General features: G+C 66.6%; 23 protein-coding genes. 13 read left to right on the forward strand and 10 right to left on the reverse strand.

Annotation, left to right across the window (positions count from 1 at the left end):
- Window positions 1-267 precede the first annotated feature (267 nt).
- Window positions 268-615 carry a DUF6463 family protein gene (locus ACQP0C_RS09360; RefSeq protein WP_433732474.1) on the reverse strand — a complete coding sequence of 116 codons (348 nt, stop codon included), beginning with the start codon at window positions 613-615 and terminating at the stop codon, window positions 268-270.
- A gap of 30 nt (window positions 616-645) precedes the next feature.
- On the opposite strand from ACQP0C_RS09360, the gene ACQP0C_RS09365 reads away from it, so the two are divergent.
- Window positions 646-1,245 carry a TetR/AcrR family transcriptional regulator gene (locus ACQP0C_RS09365; RefSeq protein ID WP_433732475.1) on the forward strand — a complete coding sequence of 200 codons (600 nt, stop codon included), beginning with the start codon at window positions 646-648 and terminating at the stop codon, window positions 1,243-1,245.
- A 117-nt stretch (window positions 1,246-1,362) separates the two neighbouring features.
- Here the strand turns inward: ACQP0C_RS09365 and ACQP0C_RS09370 are convergent, their stop codons facing one another.
- Window positions 1,363-2,691, reverse strand: coding sequence for a lipase family protein (locus ACQP0C_RS09370; protein ID WP_433732476.1), 1,329 nt, complete (start codon window positions 2,689-2,691; stop codon window positions 1,363-1,365).
- 325 nt (window positions 2,692-3,016) lie between these two features.
- On the opposite strand from ACQP0C_RS09370, the gene ACQP0C_RS09375 reads away from it, so the two are divergent.
- The gene (locus tag ACQP0C_RS09375) at window positions 3,017-4,258 is read left to right on the forward strand and encodes a PucR family transcriptional regulator (RefSeq protein ID WP_433732477.1); all 1,242 of its coding nucleotides are present in this window, start codon (window positions 3,017-3,019) and stop codon (window positions 4,256-4,258) included.
- A complete protein-coding gene (locus ACQP0C_RS09380; protein ID WP_433734491.1) occupies window positions 4,255-5,184 on the forward strand; it encodes a histidine kinase dimerization/phospho-acceptor domain-containing protein in 930 nt (309 codons plus the stop codon). The genes ACQP0C_RS09375 and ACQP0C_RS09380 overlap by 4 nt, the downstream gene beginning before the upstream one ends.
- Window positions 5,185-5,258: 74 nt before the next feature.
- Here the strand turns inward: ACQP0C_RS09380 and ACQP0C_RS09385 are convergent, their stop codons facing one another.
- Together ACQP0C_RS09385 and ACQP0C_RS09390 are read right to left on the reverse strand one after the other, a co-directional pair.
- The gene (locus ACQP0C_RS09385) at window positions 5,259-6,083 is read right to left on the reverse strand and encodes an amidohydrolase family protein (protein WP_433732478.1); all 825 of its coding nucleotides are present in this window, start codon (window positions 6,081-6,083) and stop codon (window positions 5,259-5,261) included.
- Between the two features lie 18 nt (window positions 6,084-6,101).
- Window positions 6,102-6,893: a 3-oxo-5-alpha-steroid 4-dehydrogenase gene (locus ACQP0C_RS09390; RefSeq protein ID WP_433732479.1), complete on the reverse strand. Its 792-nt coding sequence runs from the start codon at window positions 6,891-6,893 to the stop codon at window positions 6,102-6,104.
- Window positions 6,894-6,995: 102 nt separating this feature from the next.
- On the opposite strand from ACQP0C_RS09390, the gene ACQP0C_RS09395 reads away from it, so the two are divergent.
- On the forward strand, window positions 6,996-7,802 hold the full coding sequence (locus ACQP0C_RS09395; protein WP_433732480.1) for a nuclear transport factor 2 family protein: 807 nt from the start codon (window positions 6,996-6,998) through the stop codon (window positions 7,800-7,802).
- Window positions 7,803-8,009: 207 nt separating this feature from the next.
- On the opposite strand, the gene ACQP0C_RS09400 is transcribed toward ACQP0C_RS09395, so the two are convergent.
- On the reverse strand, window positions 8,010-8,918 hold the full coding sequence (locus ACQP0C_RS09400) for a sterol desaturase family protein (protein WP_433732481.1): 909 nt from the start codon (window positions 8,916-8,918) through the stop codon (window positions 8,010-8,012).
- Between the two features lie 223 nt (window positions 8,919-9,141).
- Between ACQP0C_RS09400 and ACQP0C_RS09405 the strand changes: the two genes are divergently transcribed.
- Together ACQP0C_RS09405 and ACQP0C_RS09410 are read left to right on the forward strand one after the other, a co-directional pair.
- Entirely contained in the window at window positions 9,142-10,305 is a 1,164-nt protein-coding gene (locus ACQP0C_RS09405; RefSeq protein ID WP_433734492.1) for a sensor histidine kinase, read from the forward strand.
- Window positions 10,302-10,955, forward strand: coding sequence for a response regulator (locus tag ACQP0C_RS09410; RefSeq protein ID WP_433732482.1), 654 nt, complete (start codon window positions 10,302-10,304; stop codon window positions 10,953-10,955). Before ACQP0C_RS09405 ends, ACQP0C_RS09410 begins: the two co-directional genes overlap by 4 nt.
- Before the next feature lie 208 nt (window positions 10,956-11,163).
- Here the strand turns inward: ACQP0C_RS09410 and ACQP0C_RS09415 are convergent, their stop codons facing one another.
- On the reverse strand, window positions 11,164-12,009 hold the full coding sequence (locus tag ACQP0C_RS09415; protein WP_433732484.1) for an AMP-binding protein: 846 nt from the start codon (window positions 12,007-12,009) through the stop codon (window positions 11,164-11,166).
- Between the two features lie 125 nt (window positions 12,010-12,134).
- Window positions 12,135-12,671 carry a chorismate--pyruvate lyase family protein gene (locus ACQP0C_RS09420; RefSeq protein WP_433732486.1) on the reverse strand — a complete coding sequence of 179 codons (537 nt, stop codon included), beginning with the start codon at window positions 12,669-12,671 and terminating at the stop codon, window positions 12,135-12,137.
- 285 nt (window positions 12,672-12,956) lie between these two features.
- On the opposite strand from ACQP0C_RS09420, the gene ACQP0C_RS09425 reads away from it, so the two are divergent.
- Window positions 12,957-15,191: a LuxR C-terminal-related transcriptional regulator gene (locus ACQP0C_RS09425; protein ID WP_433732488.1), complete on the forward strand. Its 2,235-nt coding sequence runs from the start codon at window positions 12,957-12,959 to the stop codon at window positions 15,189-15,191.
- 13 nt (window positions 15,192-15,204) lie between these two features.
- The gene (locus ACQP0C_RS09430) at window positions 15,205-15,954 is read left to right on the forward strand and encodes a thioesterase II family protein (RefSeq protein ID WP_433732490.1); all 750 of its coding nucleotides are present in this window, start codon (window positions 15,205-15,207) and stop codon (window positions 15,952-15,954) included.
- On the opposite strand, the gene ACQP0C_RS09435 is transcribed toward ACQP0C_RS09430, so the two are convergent.
- On the reverse strand, window positions 15,930-17,144 hold the full coding sequence (locus tag ACQP0C_RS09435; protein ID WP_433732492.1) for a hypothetical protein: 1,215 nt from the start codon (window positions 17,142-17,144) through the stop codon (window positions 15,930-15,932). The two genes, ACQP0C_RS09430 and ACQP0C_RS09435, sit on opposite strands and share 25 nt — an antisense overlap.
- A 316-nt stretch (window positions 17,145-17,460) precedes the next feature.
- On the opposite strand from ACQP0C_RS09435, the gene ACQP0C_RS09440 reads away from it, so the two are divergent.
- The 5 genes from ACQP0C_RS09440 to ACQP0C_RS09460 all read left to right on the forward strand — a co-directional run bounded on the left by ACQP0C_RS09440 (window position 17,461) and on the right by ACQP0C_RS09460 (window position 23,464).
- Window positions 17,461-17,826, forward strand: coding sequence for an acyl carrier protein (locus ACQP0C_RS09440; RefSeq protein WP_433732494.1), 366 nt, complete (start codon window positions 17,461-17,463; stop codon window positions 17,824-17,826).
- Window positions 17,823-18,959 (forward strand): 3-oxoacyl-[acyl-carrier-protein] synthase III C-terminal domain-containing protein, encoded by a 1,137-nt coding sequence (locus ACQP0C_RS09445; protein WP_433732496.1) that lies wholly within the window; start codon window positions 17,823-17,825, stop codon window positions 18,957-18,959. The genes ACQP0C_RS09440 and ACQP0C_RS09445 overlap by 4 nt, the downstream gene beginning before the upstream one ends.
- 11 nt (window positions 18,960-18,970) lie before the next feature.
- Window positions 18,971-21,484 carry a type I polyketide synthase gene (locus ACQP0C_RS09450; RefSeq protein WP_433732498.1) on the forward strand — a complete coding sequence of 838 codons (2,514 nt, stop codon included), beginning with the start codon at window positions 18,971-18,973 and terminating at the stop codon, window positions 21,482-21,484.
- A gap of 3 nt (window positions 21,485-21,487) precedes the next feature.
- Window positions 21,488-22,786, forward strand: a complete 1,299-nt coding sequence (locus tag ACQP0C_RS09455; RefSeq protein ID WP_433732500.1) for a protoporphyrinogen/coproporphyrinogen oxidase — start codon at window positions 21,488-21,490, stop codon at window positions 22,784-22,786.
- Window positions 22,787-23,098: 312 nt separating this feature from the next.
- Window positions 23,099-23,464, forward strand: coding sequence for a hypothetical protein (locus ACQP0C_RS09460; protein ID WP_433732502.1), 366 nt, complete (start codon window positions 23,099-23,101; stop codon window positions 23,462-23,464).
- 7 nt (window positions 23,465-23,471) lie between these two features.
- Here ACQP0C_RS09460 and ACQP0C_RS09465 read toward each other — a convergent pair whose 3' ends face one another.
- Both ACQP0C_RS09465 and ACQP0C_RS09470 read right to left on the reverse strand, forming a co-directional pair.
- Window positions 23,472-24,179: an endonuclease/exonuclease/phosphatase family protein gene (locus ACQP0C_RS09465; protein ID WP_433732504.1), complete on the reverse strand. Its 708-nt coding sequence runs from the start codon at window positions 24,177-24,179 to the stop codon at window positions 23,472-23,474.
- A gap of 18 nt (window positions 24,180-24,197) precedes the next feature.
- Window positions 24,198-25,751: a succinic semialdehyde dehydrogenase gene (locus tag ACQP0C_RS09470; protein ID WP_433732506.1), complete on the reverse strand. Its 1,554-nt coding sequence runs from the start codon at window positions 25,749-25,751 to the stop codon at window positions 24,198-24,200.
- Between the last annotated feature and the right edge of the window lie 144 nt (window positions 25,752-25,895).

Below are 25,895 nucleotides of genomic sequence, written 5' to 3' on the forward strand. Positions count from 1 at the left end.
ACACCGTGAACCCCGAAGCGACCTACGCACCGCACGCCCCGTTGCAGTTTGTCGACGCGGGCGGTGCTGAAACCCCTGTCAAGCCAACGACGCTAGAAGGGGGGTGGCCAACAGATGGTGGCACGAGTTGCGGGCCCAGGGCCCGACGGCAACAACCATGACAACTGGAATCAAGACCCCCGTGAAGATCGCGGCGACGACGCGATTCGGCCGTGGGGCATCCGGTGAGCGACACCCTCACCGTGTTGTGTGCGAGTTGGATTCGGGTTATCCGGCCGGGACTGCGACGCGGCGGTGACGCACCCATCCGCGAACGCCGACGGCCAGGGGGACGAGGACGGTGACGAATCCGGACACGGGCTCGAAGGCGAGGCCGAACGCGGTGAGAACGGCGATTGCGGCGAGGACGGGCACCGGCACGTAGCCGCGGGTTCGCTCCGTCTCGATCACTGCGATCCCGAAGCATACGGCGACGACTCCGAATGCGGTGAACCAGAACGAGAGGTCGGTCTGCTCCTTGCCGGCCACCCATATCGCACCGCCGAGCACGGTGTGGGCCGATCCGATGAAGGCGAGCAGACTGCCCGTGAGGGGGAACCCAGTTTTTGAATCCACGTTCCGAAATGTTGCCTTAGGCTGTGCCGCGTGGCAAGACCCCGGCGATTCACCGATGACCAGATCCTCGACGCGGCACGCGATCTGCTCGCCGATCCGACGACGACCCGGCCGAGCATCGCCGCGATCAGCGCCGCCTCCGGCGTCCCCACCGGGTCGATCTACGTGCGCTTCGCCTCCCGCGAAGAGTTGCTCGCGCGACTGTGGCTGCGCTCGATCCGACGCTTCCAGATCGGGATAGTCGCCGCCCTGTCCGGGGCCGACCCGCTGCTTGCCGCCGCGATCTACCTGCCGAGGTACTGCCGTGAGAACCCCACCGAAGCCCGTGCGATGAAAATGTTCCGGCGCGACGAACTGCTCGAAGTAGGCCCCGATGAACTGCGCGCTGATATCACCGCGGTCAACGACCAAATGAACGACGCGCTGCGCACCGCCGTCATCGCGGAGTTCGGCGACGCCGACGAGCACCGCATGGTGATCGCAGTGGCCGCGGTCAAGGCTATTCCTTACGGACTGGTCCGTGAGTACATCGCGTGCGCGGCACCCATTCCGGACTGGGTCGACGAGGTTACCGCCACCGCGACGGCTGCCGTTGTCCGCAAGTTACGTCCGACCCGCACCGCTCACTAGACCAAGTGCCCCGTCCAGATCGGTTGCCGCGCTGACAGGTTCGGCTCACTCGCCGAGGATCGCAGTGACCTCAGAAGCTATCTGGACACGGCACCAGCGCCGAGTGCCGTTGCGATATCAGGCGGACCGACGGAACTGTCGAATCGGCCTGCCGGCGAGCATGCGTGCCATCAATCCGGCAAAACGCAAGTGGCCCAAGGACTCTCGCTTCGTGAACGCGACCGACCACACCGTTTCGGTGCCCGCCGCGGGCAGTGGGCGCTGGTCGAATCGGTCCGCCAGCCAGTTCATGGTGACGGGTGTGCCGATGAACAGCAGCGGCATATGCAGGCTCAGGCGGTCGCGCAGGTAGCGCACGTGCGCACCGCGGATCGCGTATCTGGCCACATGCTGGTCGACATCGGCGACGGCGATGAGTTCGTCGTTGACACCCTGGATGATGAGCATCGGCATGGCGGGCGCCTGTACGCCGGGCCGGATATCGTCGAGGATCTGTTGCAGGTCGGGTTCGGCGAGTAGCTCGGCGAAGCTGCGGTGGCTGTAGTTGTCGATGTTCTTGCCCATCAACCGGAACAGCAAATGCAGTGTGGTGCGTGATTCGGCATCCGCGAGCATCTCGAGGAATTCGGATTTGAGATGCGTGCGCAGGATGCGATCCAGATCGGCGTAGGCCCGCCGCAGCCCTGCCACGGCCATCGTCGAGAACGCCGCGAAGAAGGTGCCGTTCAAACGCGCGAAGGCCGAGCCGAGATCGCCGACCGGCGAACCGGCGACCGCGCCGACGATATCGAGCTCGGGTGCGTATTCGGCGGCCAACTCCGCGGTCCACGCGGTGGCGAGTCCGCCGCCCGAATAACCCCACAGCGCAACGGGAGTCGATCCGGTCAGGCCGAGCGGTGTGAAACTCAGACTCGCCCGGATCGCGTCGAGGGACCGATAGCCGGGTTCGCGCGGCACCCCGAAATGTCCGGCCATCCCGCCGTGGTCCGGAATCGATACCGCCCAGCCCTGAGCCAGTGCGTAGGCGATGACCGGCAGTTCGACCTGTGGAATCGAGCCGAGCGCCCGCGCGCCGCGACGCAGAGCGTAGGAGGGCAGACACTTGGAACTGACGCCGTCGATGGCGCACTGGAACGAGACCAGTGGCCGTGGCTGATGCGGATCGGCGCCCCAGGGCAGCAGGACCGTCGTGACGGCCGTCTCCGCGCTGCCGTGCAGGTTGCTGGTCCGGTAGAGCAGCTGCCAGGCCGAAACCTTCTGTGGCACACGCCCGAACAGTGCCAGTTCGACCCTGCGGGTGCGCAGCGCGGTGCCGGGGGCGAAGCGGGCGAATCCCGCGGGCGGGAGATAGAACCGATCCAGCTCGGGCGGCAGCGGTCGCTCCGATGGGAATATTTCGACAATCGGACGCGCCGGTTCCATCCCGGTGTCGGCATGCAGGGTCATTCCTGTACATCCTTTCGAAAGGCACACCGGCACGGTGTTTATTTGAAATGACGCCGGAATCCTGGTTATCAAGGTAGCAACGGCGGTGGCGGAAATTAATTGTCCCGAAACACAATTGAGTCGGGTGTTTTTCTCCCGTGGACGGAGTTGACGGTGACCGGCGTCACCCGGTAGTGCGTGGAACGCGCTGGTGAGCAGGGTGATTCGAGTCACGTTGTCACTGCACGCGGGCGAGAAGAATCCGTGGAAATTTTGTGTTCGAAGACAACCGGCCGGCGGTTACGAGATTTATTGGTAAATGGCATCGTTGGGTACCGTGCAAGTCATGCCCGTTGCCCTACCCCCGTTGTCCGGAGACGCCCCGATTATCGCCCGGCTGGTCCGTCGGTTACCCGAAATCGCCGAGCGCATGCTCGCCGCGGGCCTCGGATCGACGCCACCGGCCGCCGATCTGCCGGACGGGCATTTCACCGATGAGGTGCTGCCCGCGATCGCCGGATGCGGCCGCGCCTTCCTGCGCGCGTTACAGGAGCAGCGCACGTTCACCGGGGCCGAGGTGGTCGAATTCGTCGGCCCGGTGGCCGAGCGGCATGCCGAGGACCGCATCCCGCTCGGGCTGCTGATGCATGCGGTACACGGCTCCGGTCAGGCGATCCTGCAGGAGGCGGCCGCGGTGGCCGAACCCGAGGATATGAACGATCTGATCGCCTTCGGTGGTCGGCTGCTCGACCTGCTGCGCGATATCAATGTCGCGGTGGTCGAGGCGTATACCGATGTCGAGCAGTCGATCTATCACGCCGAACGCGAGGCGCGCCGGGCACTGTGTTCGGCCCTGTTGCGCGGCCAGCCCGCCGAGGAACTGGCCGCACGCGCTGATGTCGTGCTCGCGGAGCGCTATACGGTGCTGGCCATCCACATCCGCCCGGACGATCATCCGATCGTGGTCGCCGATCTGCTCACTCGCCGCCGCATCCGGGTGCTGCAGCGGGCACTGGACGGGATCGCCGGACCCAAGGCGCTGAGCACCTTCGACGGCACGACCGGAATCGCGCTGCTGCCGAGCGGATCCGATTCCACGGAGTATCGGCGGCTGGCCGCCGAACTCACCGAACAGTTCGGCGTCGATGTCTTCCTCGCCGAACGCCGCGCGGTGGAACGGGATCTGCTCCCGCACGCGGTTCAGGAGGCATCCGATCTGGCCGAACTCGCCCGGCTGCTCAACCGGCCGAGCGGCCTGTACGACCTCGACGATCTGCTGCTCGAGTATCAGCTCACCCGCCCGGGTCCGGCCCGGGATCGCCTGGCCGACCGCATCGCGCCACTGCTATTGCGGGCGCACCTGTTCGAGGCCCTGGAGGCGCACCTGCGGCACGGATCCGATCGCAAGGCGGCCGCCGCCGAGGTCCATGTGCACCCCAATACCTTCAGCTATCGGCTCAAGCGCATCGCCGAACTCACCGGCATCGATCCGAGCGAACCCAATGGCTCCCGACTGCTCGCCGCGGCGCTCACCGTGCACCGCTTCTATCCGGTGGCCGAGGAGGCGGAGGTCGTCGAGGCGGACTGACTTCACGATCCCTTGCTGCGCCCGGTGCCGCCCATGAGCTGCGTACCCCGATCGCGGTCATCCGCGCGACGGCGAGTCAGGCCCTGTCCCGGCCGCGCGAAGCCGAGGAGTACGTGCGCACGCTGACCGAAATCCGCGCGGCGACCGAACGCGCGGGGGAGGGCGTCGTGCAGCTGCTCGACCTCGCCCGGCTCGACGCGGGCACGGTCGAACCGGTCCGGATGCCACTGCGGGTCGACCTGCTGACCGAGGAGATCGTCGCGACCGCCGCGGCGGGCGGTGCCGCGGTCGAGCTGACCGCCGCCCGCCCGGCGGTCGTCGACGGCGACGATATTCTGCTGCGCCAGGCCTCGCCGCGGGGAACGGCTGGACATCCGCGAAATGAACCTGTCGGCGCGGTAGAACGTGAGGTGAGGGAAATACTTGGGCCGGAACTGCTCAGGCGGTCGAGAACTTCAGGAGTGCACCTCATGTCGACGATCAACGGTCTACCCGCGCATGTGCTACTGGTGCACATCATTGTCGTCTTCGTCCCGCTGACCGCGGTCCTGCTGATCCTGTCCGCCCTCTGGCCCGCCGCGCGCCGCCGCCTGATCTGGCTGATCACCGCCCTGGCCGCGATCACCGTCGCACTGACCCCCATCACAACGGACGCAGGCGAGTGGCTACAACACAAGCTGGGCGGCTCACCCGCAATCGATGAGCACGCAAACCTCGGCAACACGATGATCTACTTCGTAGTCGGGCTCCTACTCGTCACGGCCCTGCTGATCATCGTCCACCTCCGCGACGAACGGGGAAAACCGGTGGGCCGCACCCTCACCGCACTGGTCGCCGCACTAGCAATCCTCGCAGGCAGCGCCGCCCTCATCCAGATCTACCGAGTAGGCGACTCCGGCGCCCACGCCGTATGGGGCACCCAGTAGTCACCCCACGAGAATGCGCTGGTGCAGGACGCTACTCGACGTTTACCTGCACCAGCGCGTTCTCGTGAGCGCGTTCAGGGGGAGGTGGTCAGGTTGAAGATGCGGGTGGCGTTGGTGGAGAGGAAGAGAGTGCGGCACTCGTCGTTCAGGTCGAGGTCGGTGAGGCCTGTCAGGGCTTGTTGGGGTGGGATCATGGGGTAGTTGGTGCCGAAGAGGACCTTGGTGCGGCCGTGGGATTTCATGTAGGACACCAATTCTGGTGGGTATCTGCGGATCGTGTAGGCGGAGGTGTCGATGTAGACGTTCTCGTATTTTGTTGCCATCGCGATCATTTCGGTGGTCCAGGGGTAGCCGATGTGGCCGCCGACGATGATCAGTTCGGGGAAGTCCAGGGCGACGTCGTCGAGGTAGGGGATGGGGCGGCCGGTTTCGGAGGTGCGTAGGGGGCCGGTGTGGCCGACCTGGGTGCAGAACGGGATGCCGAGTTCTACGCATTCGGCGTAGAGGGGGTAGTAGTGGCGGTCGTTCGGGGGCAGGCCCCAGAGCCACGGCACGACGCGCAGTGCCTTCATGCCCAATTCGGTTACCGCGCGGCGCAGTTCGCGCACCGCGACCATCGGCTTGCGGAGGTCGACCGAGGCCACGCCGACCAGCCTGCCGTTGGATTCGGCGACGAAACCGGCCACCTCGTCATTGGAGATCAGCGCGCCTTCGGGGCCGTACCAGGCACTGATCAAGGCGGTGTCGACGCCGCCCGCGTCCATGGCCGCCAGTGTCGTCGAGACCGGCGGCGGTTGGGTCGGGATGGTGTCACCGGTCCAGCGGCGCAGGGAGTCCAGCATTTCGTGCTGGAGTAGCCGCACCGTCGGATGCTGGGCCCACGCATCGATGATCGCCATCACGCCACTGTATGACTCTCAGCGGATGAAGGGGATCAATGCCTTTCGATCGGCCGGATAGTCGGGGAACTTCTCCCGGTACCACTTATGGGTGGCGAAGGCTCGGGGGACCAGATTGCCCGCGGTGATCAAGAAGATGACCACACCCGCCAGCGACCAGGTGAGCAGTGCGAATCCGGCCCAGGCGATCAGTTCGGCGAGATAGGCGGGGCTGGTGACGAACCGGAAGCCCGCGCCGTGCGGAATCCGATACTCGGTCGCGCCCGGATTGTCCTTATCGCGCAGATTGCGCACGATCGACTCGGAGCGGATCAGCAGTGCGAAGCCGCCGAGGTAGATGACCAGACCGATCAGGAAGCGCGGATCGGTGAGCCAGTCGGTGCTGTACTGGTGCAGGTAGTCGTGGCTGAACAGGGCGCCGTTGAGGTAGCCGTGCAGCGCGGTGACGAACATGCCCGCGGCGATCACCGACACATTGAAGCTGCTGCGCTTGCCGGGGACTTGGCGGATGGACAGCGGGAAGAACCAGCCGCGGTTGCCATAGTGCAGCACCCAGATCGCGGCCAGCACCAGCGAGGTCGGTTCGAAGCGGTCCGGGCCGGTCAGGTAGAACACCGCGAAGACCACCGTCGCCGGAATCTCCATCAGCCACCAGCCCAGCTTCGGGTTGAGGTTGAAGCCTATTTTGGTGGTACCGAAGCGGCCGTAGGGACTCTGTGCGAAAAGGCCGCCGACCAGCACGAATGCCGCGAAGGCGAAGGCGATCGTCAGCACGGTGTCGTAGGCGGTATTGCCGGTGTACCAATCCATAGGGGTCCTTGTCGAGCGGGACGCCGGATGGTTCTGCTGAACCCGCGGCGCCGAAATTAGAACATGTTCTACCATGTGACGCAGCAACTAGGAGGAGCTGTCATGCCGCTGGATTCCACCGCCAAGGACCTGCTCGCGGCCGTCCAGGCGTCGCCGCGCGCGGTGGCGGCCCACGATAAGGCGGCCTGGGTCGACCTGTTCGCCGCCGACGCGACCGTCAACGATCCGGTCGGATCGAGCCCGCATATCGGCCGCATCGCGATCGAACGGTTCTATGACACCTTCATCGGCCCGAATACCATCGCATTCCAGATCGACCACGACTTCATCGGCCCGTCGACGGTGGTCCGCGACCTACTGATCCGGACCACCATGTCGACCGGCGCCACCGTGGCCGTCCCGATGCACCTGCGCTACGACCTCACCGAGGAAGACGGCGTCTGGAAGATCGTCCGGCTGGCCGCGCATTGGGAATTGGCCGCGATGATCGTGCGGTTGCTGCGCACCGGCCTGCCCGGACTGGGTGCGGCACTGAAGCTGGGCCCACAGCTGATCGCCAACCAGGGCTTCGGCGGCATGCTCGGCATGATGCGGGCGCTGCGCGGGGTCGGACGAGCGGGCAAACGCACTGCGGCCGAGGTGTTCTCGGCCGCGGCGGCCACCGATATCGCGCGGGTGCGGCGACTGCTCAGCGAGCGCACCATTATCGAACTGCCCGCTGGAACCAGGATCTCACTGGAAGAATTCACCAACCGCACCCGAAATATGCAGTGGGACAAGCTGATCGCCGCGGGTCGAACGGTGAGTGCGAGCGTCCGGCTCGATTCGGCCAATGGCGTCGCCTTCGTCGAATTCGCCACCGATACCCGGCGCATCACCGCGATCCGCATCTTCACCCATTCGAGCTGAGACCCGTGTCTCACGTGGCTGCGGTCTCTGGAACTTCGCCGCATCAACGAACGCTTCGCCCGCGGCTACGAACTGCTCAACAGCGGTGACTGCATCCCCGACGTCGATATCGACGAACTGCGTGCACCGCACCCGGGTCTGATGAGCCAGCGCACCTGGCTGACCCGCACAGGCGCGCAGCTGCTGCGGCCGTTGCTGGTCACGACGCTACGCGGCGACCGATCCCTGGGCAGCCGACTCGGTGGGGAGCGCGGGCGCACTGTCGGGCTGCGTGTTCTCCGACCATCCGGGCGGACCGAAGATGTAGCCGAGACGGCCCTTCCATGTATTCGCGTGGCGCACATCGCTGATCAGTGCGCCGAGTTCGTGATAGTTGATCTTCAGCGGGTTGTCGGTGCCGATGTTCTTGGTGAGGCCGTAGCGAATGGGTTCGCTCTGCGCGGCGAAACTGCCGAACATGCGGTCCCAGATGATGAAGACCCCGCCGTAGTTCTTGTCGATATAGGGCTGATTCGAACCGTGATGGATCCGGTGGTGGGCCGGGGTATTGAACAACAACTCGATCGGGCGCGGCAGGGTATCGATGCGCTGGGTGTGGATCGGGAACTGATAGAGCAGCCCGATGGCCTGCAGCAGGAAGATCATCCACGCCGGAAGACCGATCAAAGCCGCTGGCACCCAGGCGAATCCGCGCACCACGCTGGCCACCGGATGCACCCATGGCAGGCGGATGGCGGTGGAGAGATTGAAGTACTCGCTGGAATGGTGGACGCTGTGCGAGGTCCACAGCAGCCGGACCCGATGATCGGCGCGATGCGCCCAGTAGTAGCAGAAATCGGTGACCACCAGCCCGAGCACCCACGCCCACCAGCTGTGCGACGACAGATGCAGTGGGGTGATCGCGGCGGCGAGCACCACCGCCGAGAACGGAATCAGATACTGCGCCACCGGCTTGAGGAATCGCCCGAGCAGGTAGGTGGTGATATTGGCGGCCATATCCCGCCCGGAATGGCCATTGGCCGGGCGATCCGGATCGCGGCGATATTCGATCCACTCCACGAACATGAGTACGGCGAACGCCGGTATGGCGTAGATGAATAACTGCCCACTGATCACAATGTCTCCTCCGCTCGCTGTCCACCGCCACGTTACGGCCGCTGGCCTGCGCAAACATCGCGCTGACGAGGGATCGGCCGTCCCTCGCGCGGGGGATGCGTCGCGCCGCTGATGCGGGCAGAGTGCGGTCCTGAGCGCCGGGGCGAATGCTGGGTAGGATCGCCCGCGGACGGCTCGACCCGGACTTCTCGGATAGTGCGAAGGTGGTGGCGAACTGTTGGATGTGAGCAGGTCGCTGGCGCGCCAGTCGCTGGTGGTCGCGGTGGTTGCCGCGGCCGTCGATGCCTCGATGCTGGTGCTCAACGGGATCTTCTCGGTGGCGCCGTGGCAGGCGAGCGCGGTGCTGATCGGGATCGTCGCGGCGGATCTCGCGCTCGCGGCGCCGCCGCGCACCGCCGGTGTGGTGGCCATTGTCCAGGTGGCGCTGCGGCTGGTGGAGGCCGTGATGCTGCACCGGCACGGTTTCGCCGCCCGATTCGCCGATGTCGGATTCCTGGTTGCCGGATATCGGGCCGGAGCCTGGATGACCGGCCCGAAATCGGTGGCGACCGTCATCACCATGTGTACCGGCTGCGCGGCCGCACATCTGCTGGTGGGCAGCAGTACCTCGCACGATTGGCGGCTGCTGCTGGCATCGGCGGTGTCGGTCGGGGTGGTGCCGTGGCTGGTCGGGCGGTACACGGCGGCGCGCGGTGCCTATATCGCCGATCTCGAGCAGCAGGCCAAACTGCGCGAGCAGGAGCAGCGGACCGCACTCGCCCGCGCGCTCACCGAGGAACGCGCCGCCATTGCCCGGGATCTGCACGATGTGATCTCCCATCACGTCAGCGCCATCGGCATCCACGCCGGTGCGGCCCGCATCGCCATGGCCGACAGCGGCAATGCCGCCGCCACCCGCTCGCTGTCCGCGGTGGAATCGAGCAGCCGCGCGGCCATGGTCGACCTGCGCCGCCAGCTCGACCTGCTGCACGGGCGCGAGGAGGACGGTCAGCGTCAGCCCGGCCTCGCCGATATCGATGACCTGCTGGAACGGGTGCGCGCGGCCGGTTTGGCGGTCGAATTCACCGTGCGCGGCGTCGCGGTCGAGCTGCCGGATTCGCTGAACCTGACGCTGTATCGCATCGTGCAGGAGATGCTGACCAACGCCCTGCGCCACGGCGACGGCGCGCACGCGGAACTACTCGTCGACTACCAGCCGAACCGCGTGGTGCTGGAGACGGTCAACCCGCTCGCCGCGACCACCGACGTGGACGACGCGACCGCGCACCGCGGTCTCGGCGGGATCGGCCAGCGTGCCGAATTGTTCGGCGGCGAACTGGAATTCGGCCCGGACAAGGCCCAAACCCGGTGGCACACCCGGGTCTGCCTACCGATCGGAGGATCGTGAACGCACCGGTGCGCGTGCTGATCGCCGACGACCACAGCATGTTCCGCTCCGGACTGCGCGCCGTGGTCGACAGTCAGGCCGATCTCGAATGTGTCGCAGAGGTCGGCGACGGTCGCGACGCCATCGCCGAAACCGCCCGGCTGCGACCGGATGTCGCGATTGTGGATGTGCGGATGCCGAAGCTGGACGGACTCGCGGCGACCGCGGCCATTGTCGCGGCGGGCGGCACCCGCGTCCTGGTGCTCACCACCTACGACAGCGAGGCCAACCTCTACCGCGCGCTCCAGTCGGGAGCCAGCGGGTTCCTGCTCAAAAGTCTGCCGCCGGAAGAACTGGTGGCCGCCATTCGCATCGCGGCCCGCGGCGATGCCCTGATCGATCCGTCGATGACGCGACGTCTGATATCGCGCTTCGCTGGCACCCTCGCACCGCCGCGCACCCCACCGGAGGTGGAACAACTCACCGCGCGGGAGCGAGAAGTGTTGCTGCTCTTGGCCGATGCGCGCAGCAATGCCGAGATCGCGGCGGCCCTCGGGGTCGGCGAGGAAACGGTGAAGACCCATGTATCGCGGATACTCGCGAAACTCGGTGTGCGCGATCGCATTCACGCGGTCGTCTACGCACACCAACACGGTCTGGTCGGCCATTAGGGCGGCATTACGCGACGGGCGGTCCCGGTCCGAATCGGCTGGTGGACACACCCGCCGCCGCGAGCGCGATCGGCCCGCCGGTCTTTGGGGGTTTCGTTCGGTGCGAGCGCGCCCGATGCCGCGCCCGACGAGAAATATGCGACCAGCGTCCGGACGCGCAAGGACACGGGCGAGTCCCAAGAACCGTTTGGAGGCTGCTATGACGTGCCTATGGCACCAGTAGGTTGAGCAGTGGTGCCTGGCGCAGTAGTTCGGCGGGACCGCCGGCCAGGCCCGCGGTGAGGCAGACCCGTGCGGGGGCGCGGATTCCGGCCAGCAGTGTGTAGTCGTGTCCACCGGCCTGGTCGAGCATTTCGTCAGGGAGGAATCCGGCCAGCCGGGCGCTGCCGCCCAATGCGATGACGCCGAGGACGCACAGGATGTGCGCGTAGCTGAACGACAGCGGTACCGGGAGTGGATGCAGCCCGCCTCCGGCGAATATGCGCTGGAAGCAGGACAGTACCGACCAGACCGAACTGCGCTGGGTCGCGACCACTTCCGCGGGTCGAGCGCCGGTGCGACGGGAATAGAGAATCCACGCCGGATCGTCGATGCCGTAGTCGTCGCGGGGCAGCGCGGTGGGCTCGGTACTGGCCAGATCCTCGAAGTGCGCGCACCACCCCGGAATTGATGTCGTGCTGGCGTCTTCGGGGACGACTACCGTCAAAGGCGCCCGCGGCCGGTGTGCGTGTAGGAGTCCCTCGGACAGGGAGGTGGCGAAGACGGCGGCGGGCCGGTTCTGCGCGATGAGCCAACGCAATTCGGCATCGCCGAGATTCGGGCTCACCGGGATGCCGACGCACCCCGCGCGGGTAACCGCGATGGTGGTTTCCACCGACTCGACCCGATTGCCGAGACAGACCACAACACGATCGCCGCGACGCAGTCCCGCCGCGACGAGATGCCCCGCCATCCGTGCCGTGCGGGCCTCCAGTGTGCGATAGTCGACGGCCCTTAATCGGTCCTCGAATGCGATCTCGGCACCGGAATGTAGTGCCCGTTGCGTCAACAACATCGGGACCGGGCGAAGTAGCTGAGTCCGAAACATATTCACCCCGGTTGATCGCCGATTAATTGCTTTATATCGCTTATCTTTTGGATACGACTCGGCGGGTGTCGAAATAGCAGGTTCCTGCTAGCTCAGCGCAGGAACCACTCGCGGATCACCAGTGCCGGTCGCCGGTTAATGTAGATGCGATAACAGCGGGCACAGACCGCATCGCTGGTGCGGCCGTAGAACAGCAGCTGCCGATACGACTCCGACGATGTGGTCTGCAGTGCGCCGCCGATGCCCGCCGATTCGGTCTCCAGTGCGGCCGAGAATGCCGCGGGCAAGCGGCCGAGTGCGATCAGGGATTCCGCTCTGGCGTATCGGATTCCGGTGCGCGCGCCGATCAGATCGACCTTGCGTACCAGCACTTTCTCCTCCGGCGGCACATCGAGCCAGCCATCGCGATCGGCGGCGGCGGTGGTTTCGCGCTGGGCGGTGCACCGCGCCTCGACCGGTTCGAGCACATGCGCCTCCAGCGTGCGGGTCACGGTGCCGTCGGTCAGCAGCACGCTGCGGTGATAGGAGCTCAGGGTCGCGGCGGAGACGTCGTGCCAACCGGACGGGCGCGCCGATGGTGCGTGAAAATGCCTGCGCACCAGCACATCGGCGGCGAAATCGGTCAGCATTGTGGTGCCGCTCGGTCGGCCGGGTGTGGAACACCCGCCGGGGTGCGTTTGTGCCTCATGTGGTGAGTTTGGCGAAAGACGCTGTGGCGCAGAAACCCCTAAAGCGTCCCCTATTATGAGCTGTCCGCCGATTCACTATGCCTTGACAGCAATCTCGGGGTGAGGTTTCCTTGGGTATTGAATGATGCAGCGACAGTTGATGATCTGCTACTAATGTGTGTGTTGAGTTGCGACAGAGCCGCCGTGACGTTGCCATGCAATTCGCCTGCGATTCTGGGACATAATATGGGAAAACTCGATCCGCCCGCGCGGAAGCAGCCCTCGCCGCCCGCCTGGAAGAATCCGAGCCCCGTTGTCGGCAATCCCGTTCCGGTGCTGAACAGGGCGACGGGTCTGTCCGCGGCGCTGGCCGACGATATCTGCACCGAGGTATGCGAAGGTCCGATTCGGACCGGTGCGCGTGCTGCGCTGCGCGAGGAGGTCGGCCGACACGCGGTCAGCGATATCGGTGAGGCGGTCGTGCACCGCCTGCGGCGCGGCGGCGTGGAGCATATGCGGGTCGGTGAGGCCATCGCGGTGCTCGGTGCGGCGAGTGCGCCCGAGACCATAGCCGCTGTGCTGCACCAAGATCCGGCGGCGGTGCATCGGGTCATCGCGCAGCTGACGGTGACCGGGCTGGTCGAGGCGGGCCGCTTCCGGCATCGGGAGGTCGCACGGTGTGTGCTGCGCGGCATGCGGGTCGATGCCCGCAGGCAGTTGCACCACCGGGCCGCGGCGGCGTTGTACGACCTGGAGGCGCCCGCGGCGACGGTCGCCGAACATCTGGTGCGATCCGGGGAGACGCGTCATCCATGGGCGCCCGCGATTCTGCGCGCCGCCGCCGATGAGGCATTGGCATTGGATGAAATCGACCGTGCGGTGCAGTGTTTGGAGTTCGCCTACCGCACCGCCGTAGCCCCGTCCGAACGGGCCGAGATCGCGGCCGTGCTCGCCTCGATCGAATGGCGGGTCAATCCATCGACGGCCACCAGGAATTTCGCCAGACTGCACGCCGCCGTGCGCGCGGGCACGTTGTCGACGCCCGCGCTGCACGCCGCGGTGCGATATCTGCTCTGGCACGGGCGAATGGACGATGCGCGCACGGCATGGCTACTGCTGGAACGTGATTCGCGACCCGACCACGCCGATGGCGGGGCGCAGGACCGCGACGAGCTCACCTTCCTACGGTCCTGGATCGCCTACACCTACCCCGAACTGCCACTGCGCCAACCGATTCCGAGCCGACCCGCGCCGGTGCTGGCCGCGGGCAGCACCGATGCGACGTCCTCGGTCCATCTGCTCGCGGCGAACCTGCTGACCGCCATTGCCTCCGACGCCGGACGCGAGGCGACGGTGCCGATGGCACATCAGCTACTGTCGCGACATCGGTTGGACTCCGCCACCGTCGAGGCCCTCACAACGGCGTTGGAGGGCCTCATCTACGCCGACAAGTTGGAAGTCGCGACCGCGTGGTGCGATGCCCTGCTCGCCGAATCGGTGGCCCGCTCCTCGCCGACCTGGCAGGCGATCTTCGCGGGGCTGCGCGCGGAGATCGCGCTGCGCCAGGGCAGATTGGACGATGCCGCCGATTACGCGGTGCAGGCGCTGAACCAGGTGCCCGCGGGCAATCTGGGCACCGTGGTCGGCCGGCCGCTGTGGTGTTACGTGCGTGCGCTCACCGCGGCGGGCCGCTATACCGAGGCGCAGGCCCAGCTGGATCGGGAGGTGCCATTGAGCCTGTTCGATTCCCGGCTCGCGCTGCCCTATCTGCATGCCCGCGGCCATCTCGCCCTGGCGACCGAGCGTGTCGAGGACGCGCTGCTGGACTTCCAGCTCTGCGGATCCCTGATGCGGCGCTGGAATATGGACCTGCCCGCCCTGGTGCCCTGGCGCAACGATGTCGCGTCGGGCTATCTGGCAGCCGGTGACCTGCTGCGGGCGCGTGGTTTCGCCGAGCGGCACCTGGTTCGCCTCGGTGATGCGCGCAGGCACGGCACCGGCGCGGTATCGCTGCGGCTGATCGCGGCCACCGTCGACCCGTCGGACCGGGTCGCGCTGCTGCGCCAGGCCGAGACGATCGCCCGGCGCAGTGACGATCGGCTCGAATTGGCCACGGTGCTCGCGGATCTCGGCCGGACCCACGAATTGCTCGGCGAGGTGGACCGCTCCCGGTCGCTGCGTCGTTCGGCGCTGCGCCTGGCCGTGCACTGCGGGGCGGAGCCGCTGTCACGGCGACTGTCCGGTGACCAATCGGATTCGGCAGCGCCGGTGCGCACGACCGAGGCACTGGATATCGGATCGCTGAGCGCGGCCGAACACCGGGTGGCGGAGATGGCGGCCAAAGGGCTGCGCAACAGGGAGATCGCCGAGGAATTGGAGATCACCACCAGCACCGTCGAACAGCATCTGACCCGGGTGTACCGGAAGTTGAAGGTACGCAGGCGAACCGAGCTGCGCTTCATGTTGAGCACCAAATGCTGAACCGGCCGCGCCGATGACCGAACCGAGGGTGCACGAGCGCTGGCTGCAGCGGTTGCGGCCGCATCCGCGCCCGTTGGTGCGGATGATCTGTTTCGCGCACGCCGGTGGTTCGGCGAGTTCGTTCGCGACGCTGGCGCGGGCCATCGACGGACCGATCGAGGTGTTCGCGGTGCAGAGCCCCGGTCGGCAGGACCGGCGCGGGGAGCCGTGCCTGGAGACGGTCGCGGAATTGGCCGCGGGCGCGCTGCCCGCGGTGCTCGCGCGCACCGATGTGCCGATCGCGCTGTTCGGACACAGTCTGGGTGCGGTGGTCGCCTTCGAGGTCGGACGGCTGTTGGCGACCGAAGATGTTGTGCCACAACATTTCTTCGCCTCGGGGCGCCGGGCGCCCTCGACGGTGCGGACCGAATCGGTCCATCGGCGTTCGGATGCGGGAGTTCTGACCGAACTGCGCCTGCTCGGCGGTCCCGGCATCGAACTGCTCGACGATCCCGAGATCGCCGCGGCCTTCCTGCCCGCGATCCGCAGCGACTACCGGGCCGTGGAGACCTATCGGTGCGCCCCGGGCGCTCGGGTGGCGTGCCCGGTGACGGTATTGGTCGGGGATCGCGATCCCCGGGTGAGCCGGGCGGAGGCCGCGGCCTGGCAGTCGCATACCTCGGCGGCGTTCGACCTGCAGGCCTTCCATGGCGGGCATTTCTACCTGTGGGATCGGCCCGGGGAGGTCGCGGCCGTGGTTCAGCGGGAGTTGGTGGCGGGCTGAGAGTCGTCGCGAGTGGCGTCCTGGACCGCGCGGACGAGTTCCTGATACGGCTCGGTGCCGGGCAGTACGGCCGCCACCGACGCGTCGGGTCGCAGCAGTACCGCGTTGGCACCGCTGAGTCCGTATGCGGCCGATATCTTGCCGGCGGGGTCCGCGAGCGTGCCGTCGGCGTGCTCGCGCTCACGCGAGACCGCCACCGCCGAGAGGGGAGTGGTGTCCATCATGCGTACGTAGCCGACGGCGTCGAGCCAGGTCGGTTCGCTCTCGGCGTCGAAGAGCAACACGTACCCGTCCTTGCACAGCTCCAGCACTCGGGGATCGGCCGCCTCGTGTTCGCCTGCTGTGGACGGTGGTTCGGTGACTTGCCGCAGCTCGGTGATATCCGCCAAGGTCTTGTCGATGGCCCGATCGATGCGCCGATGCATCGGCAATGCGAGCAGTGCGCCGAGCGGCATCAGGGCCAGCGAACTGCCGAGCCAGAGGACGAATGCCGTCAGGGTGGCGGCGCGCAATACCGGGCCGCGCCGCGACGCCGCGCGAACCAATCTGCCCCAGCGCCGAAAGATTCGACCCGCCAGTAAGTCCGCACCCGCGATCGGATAGACGATTTTGGTGCCGGAGATATCGGAAGCTCCTGCCGCCCAAGCGATCCCGCAGTCTCGAACGCGATCCAGTTCGCGCTGGTCGATACCCGCCCTACCGAAAACTCCTCGCGCTTCACGCTTGCCGCCCAACAGCCAGCGCAATGTGGTGACCAGCGTGACGAATTGGGGTCGGGTATCGGTCGCGACCACCGCGCCGAGATGCCGGGCCCCGAGCGCGCGCAGGCGCCGATCGACCTCCACCGCAGCGGAATACCACATATTCCGGCAGGCGATCACCGACACCACATCGCGATCGGCGAAGACCTCGGGATGGGCATTGAGCAGCGTGCGCATCGGCAGCGACGGCGCGAGGAACCACACCTGATAGGCCAGTACGACCAGCTCGTCCGGATCCGAGCGCGGCCGCGACACCGAGGTGTCGAGCGCGATGCGGGCCTGCTCGTCGACGCTGTCGGGAAAGATGCCGAAGAACTTCGCGATCGGCCACGGGAACGGGTACGGCCGGGCCGGTGTGACGGGGACATGGCGAATGCGCCAGCCCGCCGCCACCAACGGTTCGGTGAATGCCCGTACGGTATCGGTCAATTGGCCGGTCTGTGAGTACGAGAATATGACCGCACGCTTTTTGTGCTGATCCATGACCATGGTGCTGCCCACTTTCGCCGGGCGAATTCGAAGAATTAGCGATGCCGGAAACTGTATCGGCGCTCGCACCGACCGGTCAAGGTGCGAATTCTGCCGATAGGGGTTGCGGAATAGGGGTTGACGCAATCGAATTGTACTGTCGGACAATATCTTTCGAAGTGATCATCTTGACGGTGGTAGGGGCTGGTGTAAGACTTGGTGCAGGTCGTTCACCCGGCTCCGGGGGCAGGCCCATCGCATCAGAATGGGGTAGCGCATGTCGATAGTAGACGAAATCCATAAGGACATATTCGACTATCTGGATTCGCATTACGGTATCGAGCAGGACGAAATCAAGAGTCATTCGGCGTTGAACGAACTCGGGGTCGATTCGCTGGGCCTGCTCGCCATTGCCGATATTGTGCGGAAGAAGTACGGCATCGTCCTGGACGACGAGCGGATCGCCTCGGTGCGCACTTTCCAGGACGTCACCGATCTGCTGGAGCGGAAGGTGGCCGCGCGGGAGAGTGCGGCGCGGGAGAGCATCAGCACTGCGGCGCGAGCGACGGGCCCGGAGGCGGTAGCGCAGCGTGACCACGGAGGGACCCGGGAGCGCCGCGAATTGAACGGAGCCGAGAAGTGAGTGCCTACATCACCGCGACCGGTCGCTATCTGCCCGGTGATCCGGTGCCCAATGACGAAATCGAGGACTACATCGGCAAGGCCGGTCTCGCATCGGCGGATCTGCGCGAGATGATCCTCGGCAATAGCGGCATCAAGACCCGCCACTACGCGATCGATAAGAATCAGCAGACGGTGATGTCGAATGCGGCGATGGCGGCACAGGCGGTGCGCGCGGCCGTCGCGCGGGCGGGTCTCGGCCCGGACGAGGTGGAAATGCTCGCCGCCGCGACCACGATGCCCGATCTGCTCGGGCCGGGGCACGCCAGCATGATTCACGGCGAACTCGGCTACGCGCCGATGGAAGTCATGACCGCGCACGGGATCTGCAGCTCCGGGATGATGGCATTGAAGGACGCCTATCTCCAGGTCGCCATCGGGGAGAAGAGCAATGCCGTCGCGGTGGCCAGTGAATTCGCCTCGCGTGGCTTCAAGAGTTCCCGATACGCCGAGATGAAGTCGGTGATCGAAGAGGGCACGCTGCCCATGGAGACCGCATTTCTGCGGTACATGCTCTCCGACGGCGCCGGTGCGGCGGTACTGCGGTCCGAGCCGGAGCCGGGCAAGATCAGTCTGCGCATCGACTGGATCTCGCTGACCTCCTACGCCAATACCGAACAGGCATGCATGTACCTGGGCAGCAATGACAATGCCTGCACCAAGACCTGGGGCGACTATCCGACCACCACGGCCGCCGCACACGATGGGGCGCTGGCGATTCGGCAGAAGCTGTCGCTGCTCCCGCATTTGGTCGAGGTCGGCATCCAGGAGTACCAAAAGCTGGTCGCCGCCGGAAAGTTCGATCCGGAGAAGGTCACCTGGTATCCGGTGCACTACTCGAGTGAGCGGATGAAGGAGCTGATGATCGGCGAGTTCAAGCGCCGTGACATCACCCGGGGCGAGATGGTGAACTGGTACAGCAACCTCACCAGGGTCGGCAATATCGGCAGCGCCAGCATCTACATCATTCTCGATGAAATGCTGTCCGAGGGGTTGATCAAGGAGGGCGACACCCTGGTGTGCATGGTGCCCGAATCCGGCCGCTTCATCATCTCGTTCATGCATCTCACGGCGGTGGCCGCGGACCGGGTCTGAGGTGTCCGGCCATGGCTGAGGAACAGCGGCTGCGCGAATACCTGCGCACCGCGGCCAGTGAATTGCAGCGCACCCGGGATCGGGTGCGGCAGTTGGAGGCTCGCATCTACGAGCCGGTGGCGATCGTATCGATGGGCTGTCGCTATCCCGGCGGCGTGCTCGGTCCCGACGATCTGTGGGAAATGGTCGCGGCGGGACGCGATGTCGTCTCCGGGTGGCCCACCGATCGCGGCTGGGACTTCGCGGGCGTCACCGATCCCGATCCGAGCCGGACCGCGATGGTGGAACAGGGCGGATTCATCGAGGGCGCGGGCGACTTCGATGCGCGCTTCTTCGGGATCAGTCCCCGTGAGGCGCTGGCCATCGACCCGCAACAGCGTCAGCTGCTCGAGGTGGCGTGGGAGACCTTCGAGCGGGCGGGTATGGATCCGACCGGCTTGCGCGGCAGTCGAACCGGGGTGTTCGTCGGTCTGATCGGGCAGTCCTACGGAACCGTCGACGGCGCATATCGCACATTGACGACCGAGCAGATCAGCGGTCTGTCCGGATTCTTGCTGACCGGCAAGGCGGCAGGCGCCGGTTCGGGTCGGATCTCCTATGTGTTCGGTTTGGAAGGCCCGGCCGTGACGGTGGATACCGCGTGCTCGTCCTCGCTGGTGGCGCTGCATCAGGCCATGGCGTCGGTGCGGTCGGGGGAGTCCACCCTCGCGCTGGTCGGTGGCGTCACGGTGATGGCGACGCCGGATATGTTCGCATCCTCGAGTGAGCGTGGCACCGCATCCGATGGGCGCTGCCGCTCATATGCGGCCGCCGCCGACGGGACCGTGTGGTCCGAAGGCGTGGGAATGGTACTGCTGGAACGGCTTTCGGATGCCCAGCGCAACGGCCATCCGGTGCTCGCGGTGCTGCGCGGTTCGGCGGTGAACCAGGACGGCGCGTCCAATGGCTTCACCGCGCCGAACGGTTCGGCGCAGCGGCGGGTGATCCGCGCGGCGCTGGCCAATGCCCAGCTGTCCGGCGCGGAGGTGGATGTCATCGAGGGCCACGGCACCGCGACCGTGCTCGGCGATCCCATCGAGGTGCAGGCGCTGCTCGCCACCTACGGACAGGAGCGGGACCGCCCTGCGCTGCTCGGATCGATCAAATCGAATATGGGCCACTGCCTGGCCGCCGCCGGGGTGGCCGGGGTGATCAAGATGGTCATGGCCATGCGCCACGGTGCGGTCCCGCGCACGCTGCATGTGGACGAGCCGACCCCGCACGTCGACTGGACGGCCGGGCAGGTGGAGCTGGTCACCGAGACTCGGCCGTGGCCGGATACCGGGCGACCGCGACGGGCGGCCGTATCGTCGTTCGGCATCACCGGCACCAATTCCCATGTGGTGCTGGAGCAGGCCCCGACACCGGAGCCCGCGCCCGCGCCCGACGGTGCGCCGCCGGTGCTGGCCTGGGTGGTGTCGGCGCGGTCGCCGCGGGCATTGAATGGTCAGGCCGAACGGCTCGCGGGCCAGCTGCGCGCGCAGCCGAACCTCGATCCGGTGGATATCGGTCATACACTGGTGGCTTCGCGTGCGCGGCTGCCGCACCGGGCGGTGCTGATCGGTCGTAAATACGATGATTTGCTGGCCGGGCTGCAGGCGCTTGCGGCCGGGCAGGATTCGCCGACGGTGCTGCGTGCGGTGGCGTCACCGGTGGCCAAGACGGTGGTGTTGCTTCCCGACGCGGGGCTCGCCGGGGCCGGGCGTGGGCTGTATGCCGATTTTCCGGTCTTCCGCTCGGCCTATGACGAAGTGGGCGCGGCGTTCGCCGATCTGGGACGTCCGCTGCGCGATCTTGTGACGGGTGAGCCCGATTCGGCCGCTCGATTGTGGGATCGTCCAGAGTTCGCGCGGGCGGGAGTCTTCGGCGTCGAGGTCGGGTTGTATGCGTTACTGGCCTCGTTCGGGGTGCGGGCCGACTATCTGGTCGGACAGGGCATCGGCGAGGTCGCGGCCGGATATGTGGCGGGGGTGTTGTCGTTGACGTCGGCGATCGAATTCATCAGGGCCGGAAGCGATCCGGCGGAAATCGCACGGGTAGGTGCGAGCGCGAGCTTCGCGGATGCGAAGGTCGCCATCGTGTCCGCCCGGACCGGCCAACCGGTCGTTCGGGACGAGCTGTGCTCGGCCGAGTATTGGGCGGCGCAGGCTCATGCGGATGATGCACCGTGGGAGGCGATCCGGTGGTCGGCCGCGCATGCCGGATCGATCGTCATCGAATTGGGTTGCGGTGTATGGACGCAGCGCGCGCGAGAAATCGTCGGCGCGACTGTCACCGGGGATACCGATGTGGTCGTCACGCCGGTGCTCGGCACCGGGGAATACGGTCCATCCGACGAGGCGATCGCCTTCGCGACCGGCTTGGCCCGTGCGCATACCGCCGGAACGCCGGTGGACTGGTCGGCGTTGTACGCGACGACCGGGGCGCGGCGAATCGACCTGCCCACCTACGCCTTTCAGCATCGCACCTACTGGCTGGGTAGGTGAGGCGTGCGGGATGGCCAGCACATCGCGGTGGTCGGTGCGGGTATTTCGGGACTGGCGGCCGCCTATCACCTCCAGCAGGCGGGGCACCGGGTCGAACTGATCGAACGCGAACCGGAGCCGGGTGGCCGGTGCGGTGCCTGCCTGCTCGGCGACCGGCCGATCATGGCGGGCGGGCGGCTCATCGGCCGCAAGTACACCGCATTGCGCGAATTTCTGACGGAACTGGGCCCGTTCGGCCTCGAGCCCTATCCGCTGCGGATGTCGCGGATCGTGGACGGTGCGCTGTTCACCATCGACCATCGCGATCGTTCCGGCGGCCTGCGCCATCTCATCGAAGCGGGGGCCCCCGCACCGGATGTCGCGAAGTTCTCCTACCTCGCCGCCCGCGCAATGACCGCCGACGGACTCCTCGAACCCGGCTATTACGCCAGACTCGCCGCGCACAGCGACCATAAACCGCTCAGCGAACACTTCGGCCCGGCCCTCACCGCAATCCTGTTGCGCCCCATGACCGTATGGACCCACGGTGCCGAGCCCGAGGAGGTCTACCTCGGCTCCTTCGGCGCGACGCTGGCGACCGTGCTCGATGACTTCGACCGCCTGACCGGCGGTATCCAGCCGGTCTTCGACGCCGTGTCCCGACAGGTTGTGCTGCGAACCCGCGCGACGGCGTCGCGCCTGCTGGTGCGCAATGGCCGGGTCCGCGGTCTGGTCATCGCCGAAAAGGGCGCTCCGCCCATCGAACACCGCTATGACGCGGTCCTGGTGGCGACTCCGGCGCTGGCCGCCGCCGATCTGGTCATCGACGAATTCCCCGCCGTTGGCAAGCTGCTCTCGCAGATCAGGTACCTCCCGGCCGCGGCGGCGGTCGTCGAATACGACCGCGATATCTTCGCGCCCGATGTCTGGGGTATCACCTTCGATGACGGACCGTGTCGCGCCGTCGGCCCGGAGAGTCCGAGCCGCCGCGATATCGTCCGCTATATCTTCGCGGGCCGCGACGCACGTCCGCTCCCATCGGCCAGATCCCTCGAAACCTGGCTCGCCCGAACCGAACGCACCGTCCTGGAACACTGCGCCGCCACCGGCGCCACCCGCCGCCATCGGGTAACCCGCACCTGGGATACCGCCTACTGTGCCTACCTGCCCGACCACGGCGATTTCACCGCCAAACTGCGCCATGAGATCACCGCCTGCACCGGCCTCGCCGTGGCGGGCGACTACCTCATCGGCACCTCCCTCGAGGCCTGCTTCCGCTCCGGCACCAGCGCCGCCGATGACCTACTGGCCCAACTGATGTGACCGTCATTGCACATGGTTAACTCCGCGGGCGCTGCGGGCGATAACCCTCATGAAGCCCCGGGCCATCCCCTTCGGTCCGGGGCTTCGCCATGGATACGCGTGCTCCCATGGACCTCCAGCCGCTACTGCCGGATCCAGACACCTTCTGCTGTATCGAGCCTTGGGATCTGAGGAGTTGCCCGAGCGTAGTCGAATGGTGGTCGCACACACCGGCGCATTCAACCGCCAAATCACTACGCTCGGCGAGCTGCTACCTGGAGGCTAGGCCGGTCTCGACCTGCTTCGCGGACGAGTGCATGGCAGGCTGCTTGAATGTCGGAATCGCCGAATCTCACGGGTCAGGGCAGGGTTGCCCCGGGGCTGCGCTTCGCGGTCGAGCTCATCGCTTGGATCGCGACGCCATGGGCGCTGGCCGGGTATTCGGTTGTGCTGTCGGTATTGTCGGTGCTGGTGCTGATCGGGCTGCCCACGGTGTTCGGCACGCCTGGGGACAAGAAGCAGACGCTGGTCGCCGTGCCGGGGTGGGTCACGATCGCCATGGTCGTCCTGCAAGTGGTCGCGGCCGTCGTCAGCGCCTGGGTGCTGTTCCCGATCTGGCTCGCGGTCCTCGTGCTGGTGTTGGCGGTGCTCACGGTGATCGCGGAGTTGCCGCGCTGGCGCGGGCTGTGGCGCGCCTGAGGCCGGCTCAGCCGGTAATGGTGGCGCTCACGAAATTGTGGTCCGAGAGACCGCCGACGGCGAGTACCTCCGCATGCCGCACGGTCGCGCCTCGGACCACCACGTGGTCGATGAACTGGGATTTCGTGCCCGAGGTGCGCGGGCGCGTCGGTACGGAATCGGCGGGCAGCTCGGCAATGGTGAAGTCGGCGCCGAGTGCGGACGCGACGGTGTCGCGGTCGATATTGAAGTCACCGAGCAGGACGGTCGCCCGGCCCGGTGCGGCGAGTTCGGCCAACCGCGCCAGCTGACGGGTGCGTCGCAGGTCGCCGGTCACATGGGTGGCCAGGAATACCATTCCGGCCGTTTCGACGGCCAATGCGCCATTGCCCGGATCGTTGTCGAAGGATTCGGCCGCGACCTCGCGGCCCGATCCGTCGATCAGGAGCACGAGATGTTCGGTGCGGTCGCGCAGCGGACTGGCGCCGCTGCGCGGATGCGGGACGCGCGGATAGCGCAGTGCGTGAATATCCCTGCCGGGCAATGTCGATCGCAGACTGGCCAGCTGATCGCCGCTGACCTCCTGTAGGGCGATGACCTGTTCGGGTCGCGCGGCCAGCCAGTCGGTCACCGCCGCGATGCGCGCCGTTTCATCGGGCCAGCGCGCGGCGATATCGGAGCCCCAGTTCTCCGCGTGTACGCGATGCAGAACGTTCCAACTGGCCACTGTGATCACAGGGCACGATGCTAATGGTCACCGGCCGGGAAGTTTGCCGACGAATTCCGCCATGGGCACCTGCAACCGCTGCCATCGCTCGGCGGACATGCGCGGTGGCGCGTCGAGATCGACGACCAGTGCGGTGGCGACGGTCTGCGGCTCGGTGTATTTGAGCAGTCCCTCCGGACCGTGTCTGCGGCCGAGTCCGGAGCTGCCCATGCCGCCCATCGGCGCACTCGGGCTGGCCGCGGCGACCGCATACCCTTCGTCGACATTCACCGCACCCGAGCGCAATCGGACCGCGATGGCCTCGCCCTCGGCCGGGGTCGCGGCCCACACGCTGGCGCTGAGGCCGTACTCGGTGTCATTGGCGAGCCGGACGGCCTCATCGATATCGGCGACCGGGTAGATCGAGACCAGTGGCCCGAAGGTTTCCGCACGGGCACAGTCCATATCGGATGTCACCCCGGTCAGCACCGTCGGCGCGAAGAACAGTGGACCGAGGTCGGGCCGGGCCTTGCCGCCGGTAACGATCGTCGCGCCCTTGGATTTCGCGTCGGCGAGGTGTTTGGCGACGGTGGCGAGTTGGTCGGCGGAGCTGAGGCTGCCCATCGCGGTGGCGAAGTCGTAGCCGGCGCCCAGCGGCATCGCCTCGATCGCGGCGACGAATTTCGCCGTGAACTCCTCGGCGATCGGTTGCTCGACATAGATGCGCTCGACGGACAGACACAGCTGACCGGCATTCGAGAAGCACGCGCGCAGCGCGGCCTTCGCGACCTTATCCAGATCCGCGCCCGCGGCCACGAGCATCGGATTCTTGCCACCCAATTCGGCGGAGAATCCGATCAACCGGTCGGCGCACTGCCGGGCGAGCACCCGCCCGGTGGCCGAGGAGCCGGTGAACATGAGGTAGTCGCAGTCCCCGACGATGGCGCGCCCGACCGTCGAACCCGAACCGGGAACCACCGCGAACAGGTCGCGGGGCAGTCCGGCCGCGTAGAGCAATTCGGCATTGGCCAAGGCGGCGAAGGGCGTTCGGGACGCGGGTTTCAGCACCACCGCATTACCAGCGAGCAGTGCCGGAATGGAATCGCCGATGGCCAGGAACATGGGGTAATTCCACGGCGCGATGACACCGACAACGCCCTTCGGTTGCGCATGTACGTGCACCCGGGTCAGACCGGGCAGCGGCCCGCGAACTCGCTTCGGCTTCAATAAATTCGGCGCCATCCGCGCGTAATACCGTGTTCCGGCGAGGATTCCGAGTATTTCCTCCTGCGCGGTCCAGCGGGCCTTTCCGGTCTCGGCCTGGATGATATCGAGCAGCAGGTCACGGCGTTCGAGTACCAGTGCGCGATAGCCCTTGATGACATCGACTCGGTCGCGTACCGGTAGCCTGGCCCAATCACGCTGTGCAACTGCGGCTTTCGCGAAGGCGGCGTGCACGTCATCGGTATCGGCCAGCGGAACGCGGCCGAGCGGTTCGCCGGTGAACACCTCGTCGATCGTGGTGGTCGGTCGACCATCGTGGTCGGTGACCGAGGCGAGCCGACGCAATCGCTGGAAAACAGTGGATTCCGGAACCGGCATTGTCGTACTCCCGCCTCGCATGGAATGTCGAAGAAAAAACTACCGCCCAATTCGACGAATCGGGGCCAGCGGTGGCCGACCGGTTACCGGACGGTGGACGGGCGCAGACCGGCCATTATTTAGGCTCGAAATATCGGCGAAAGT

The organism is Nocardia sp. CA-129566 (assembly GCF_050956075.1).
Classification (GTDB): Bacteria; Actinomycetota; Actinomycetes; order Mycobacteriales; family Mycobacteriaceae; genus Nocardia.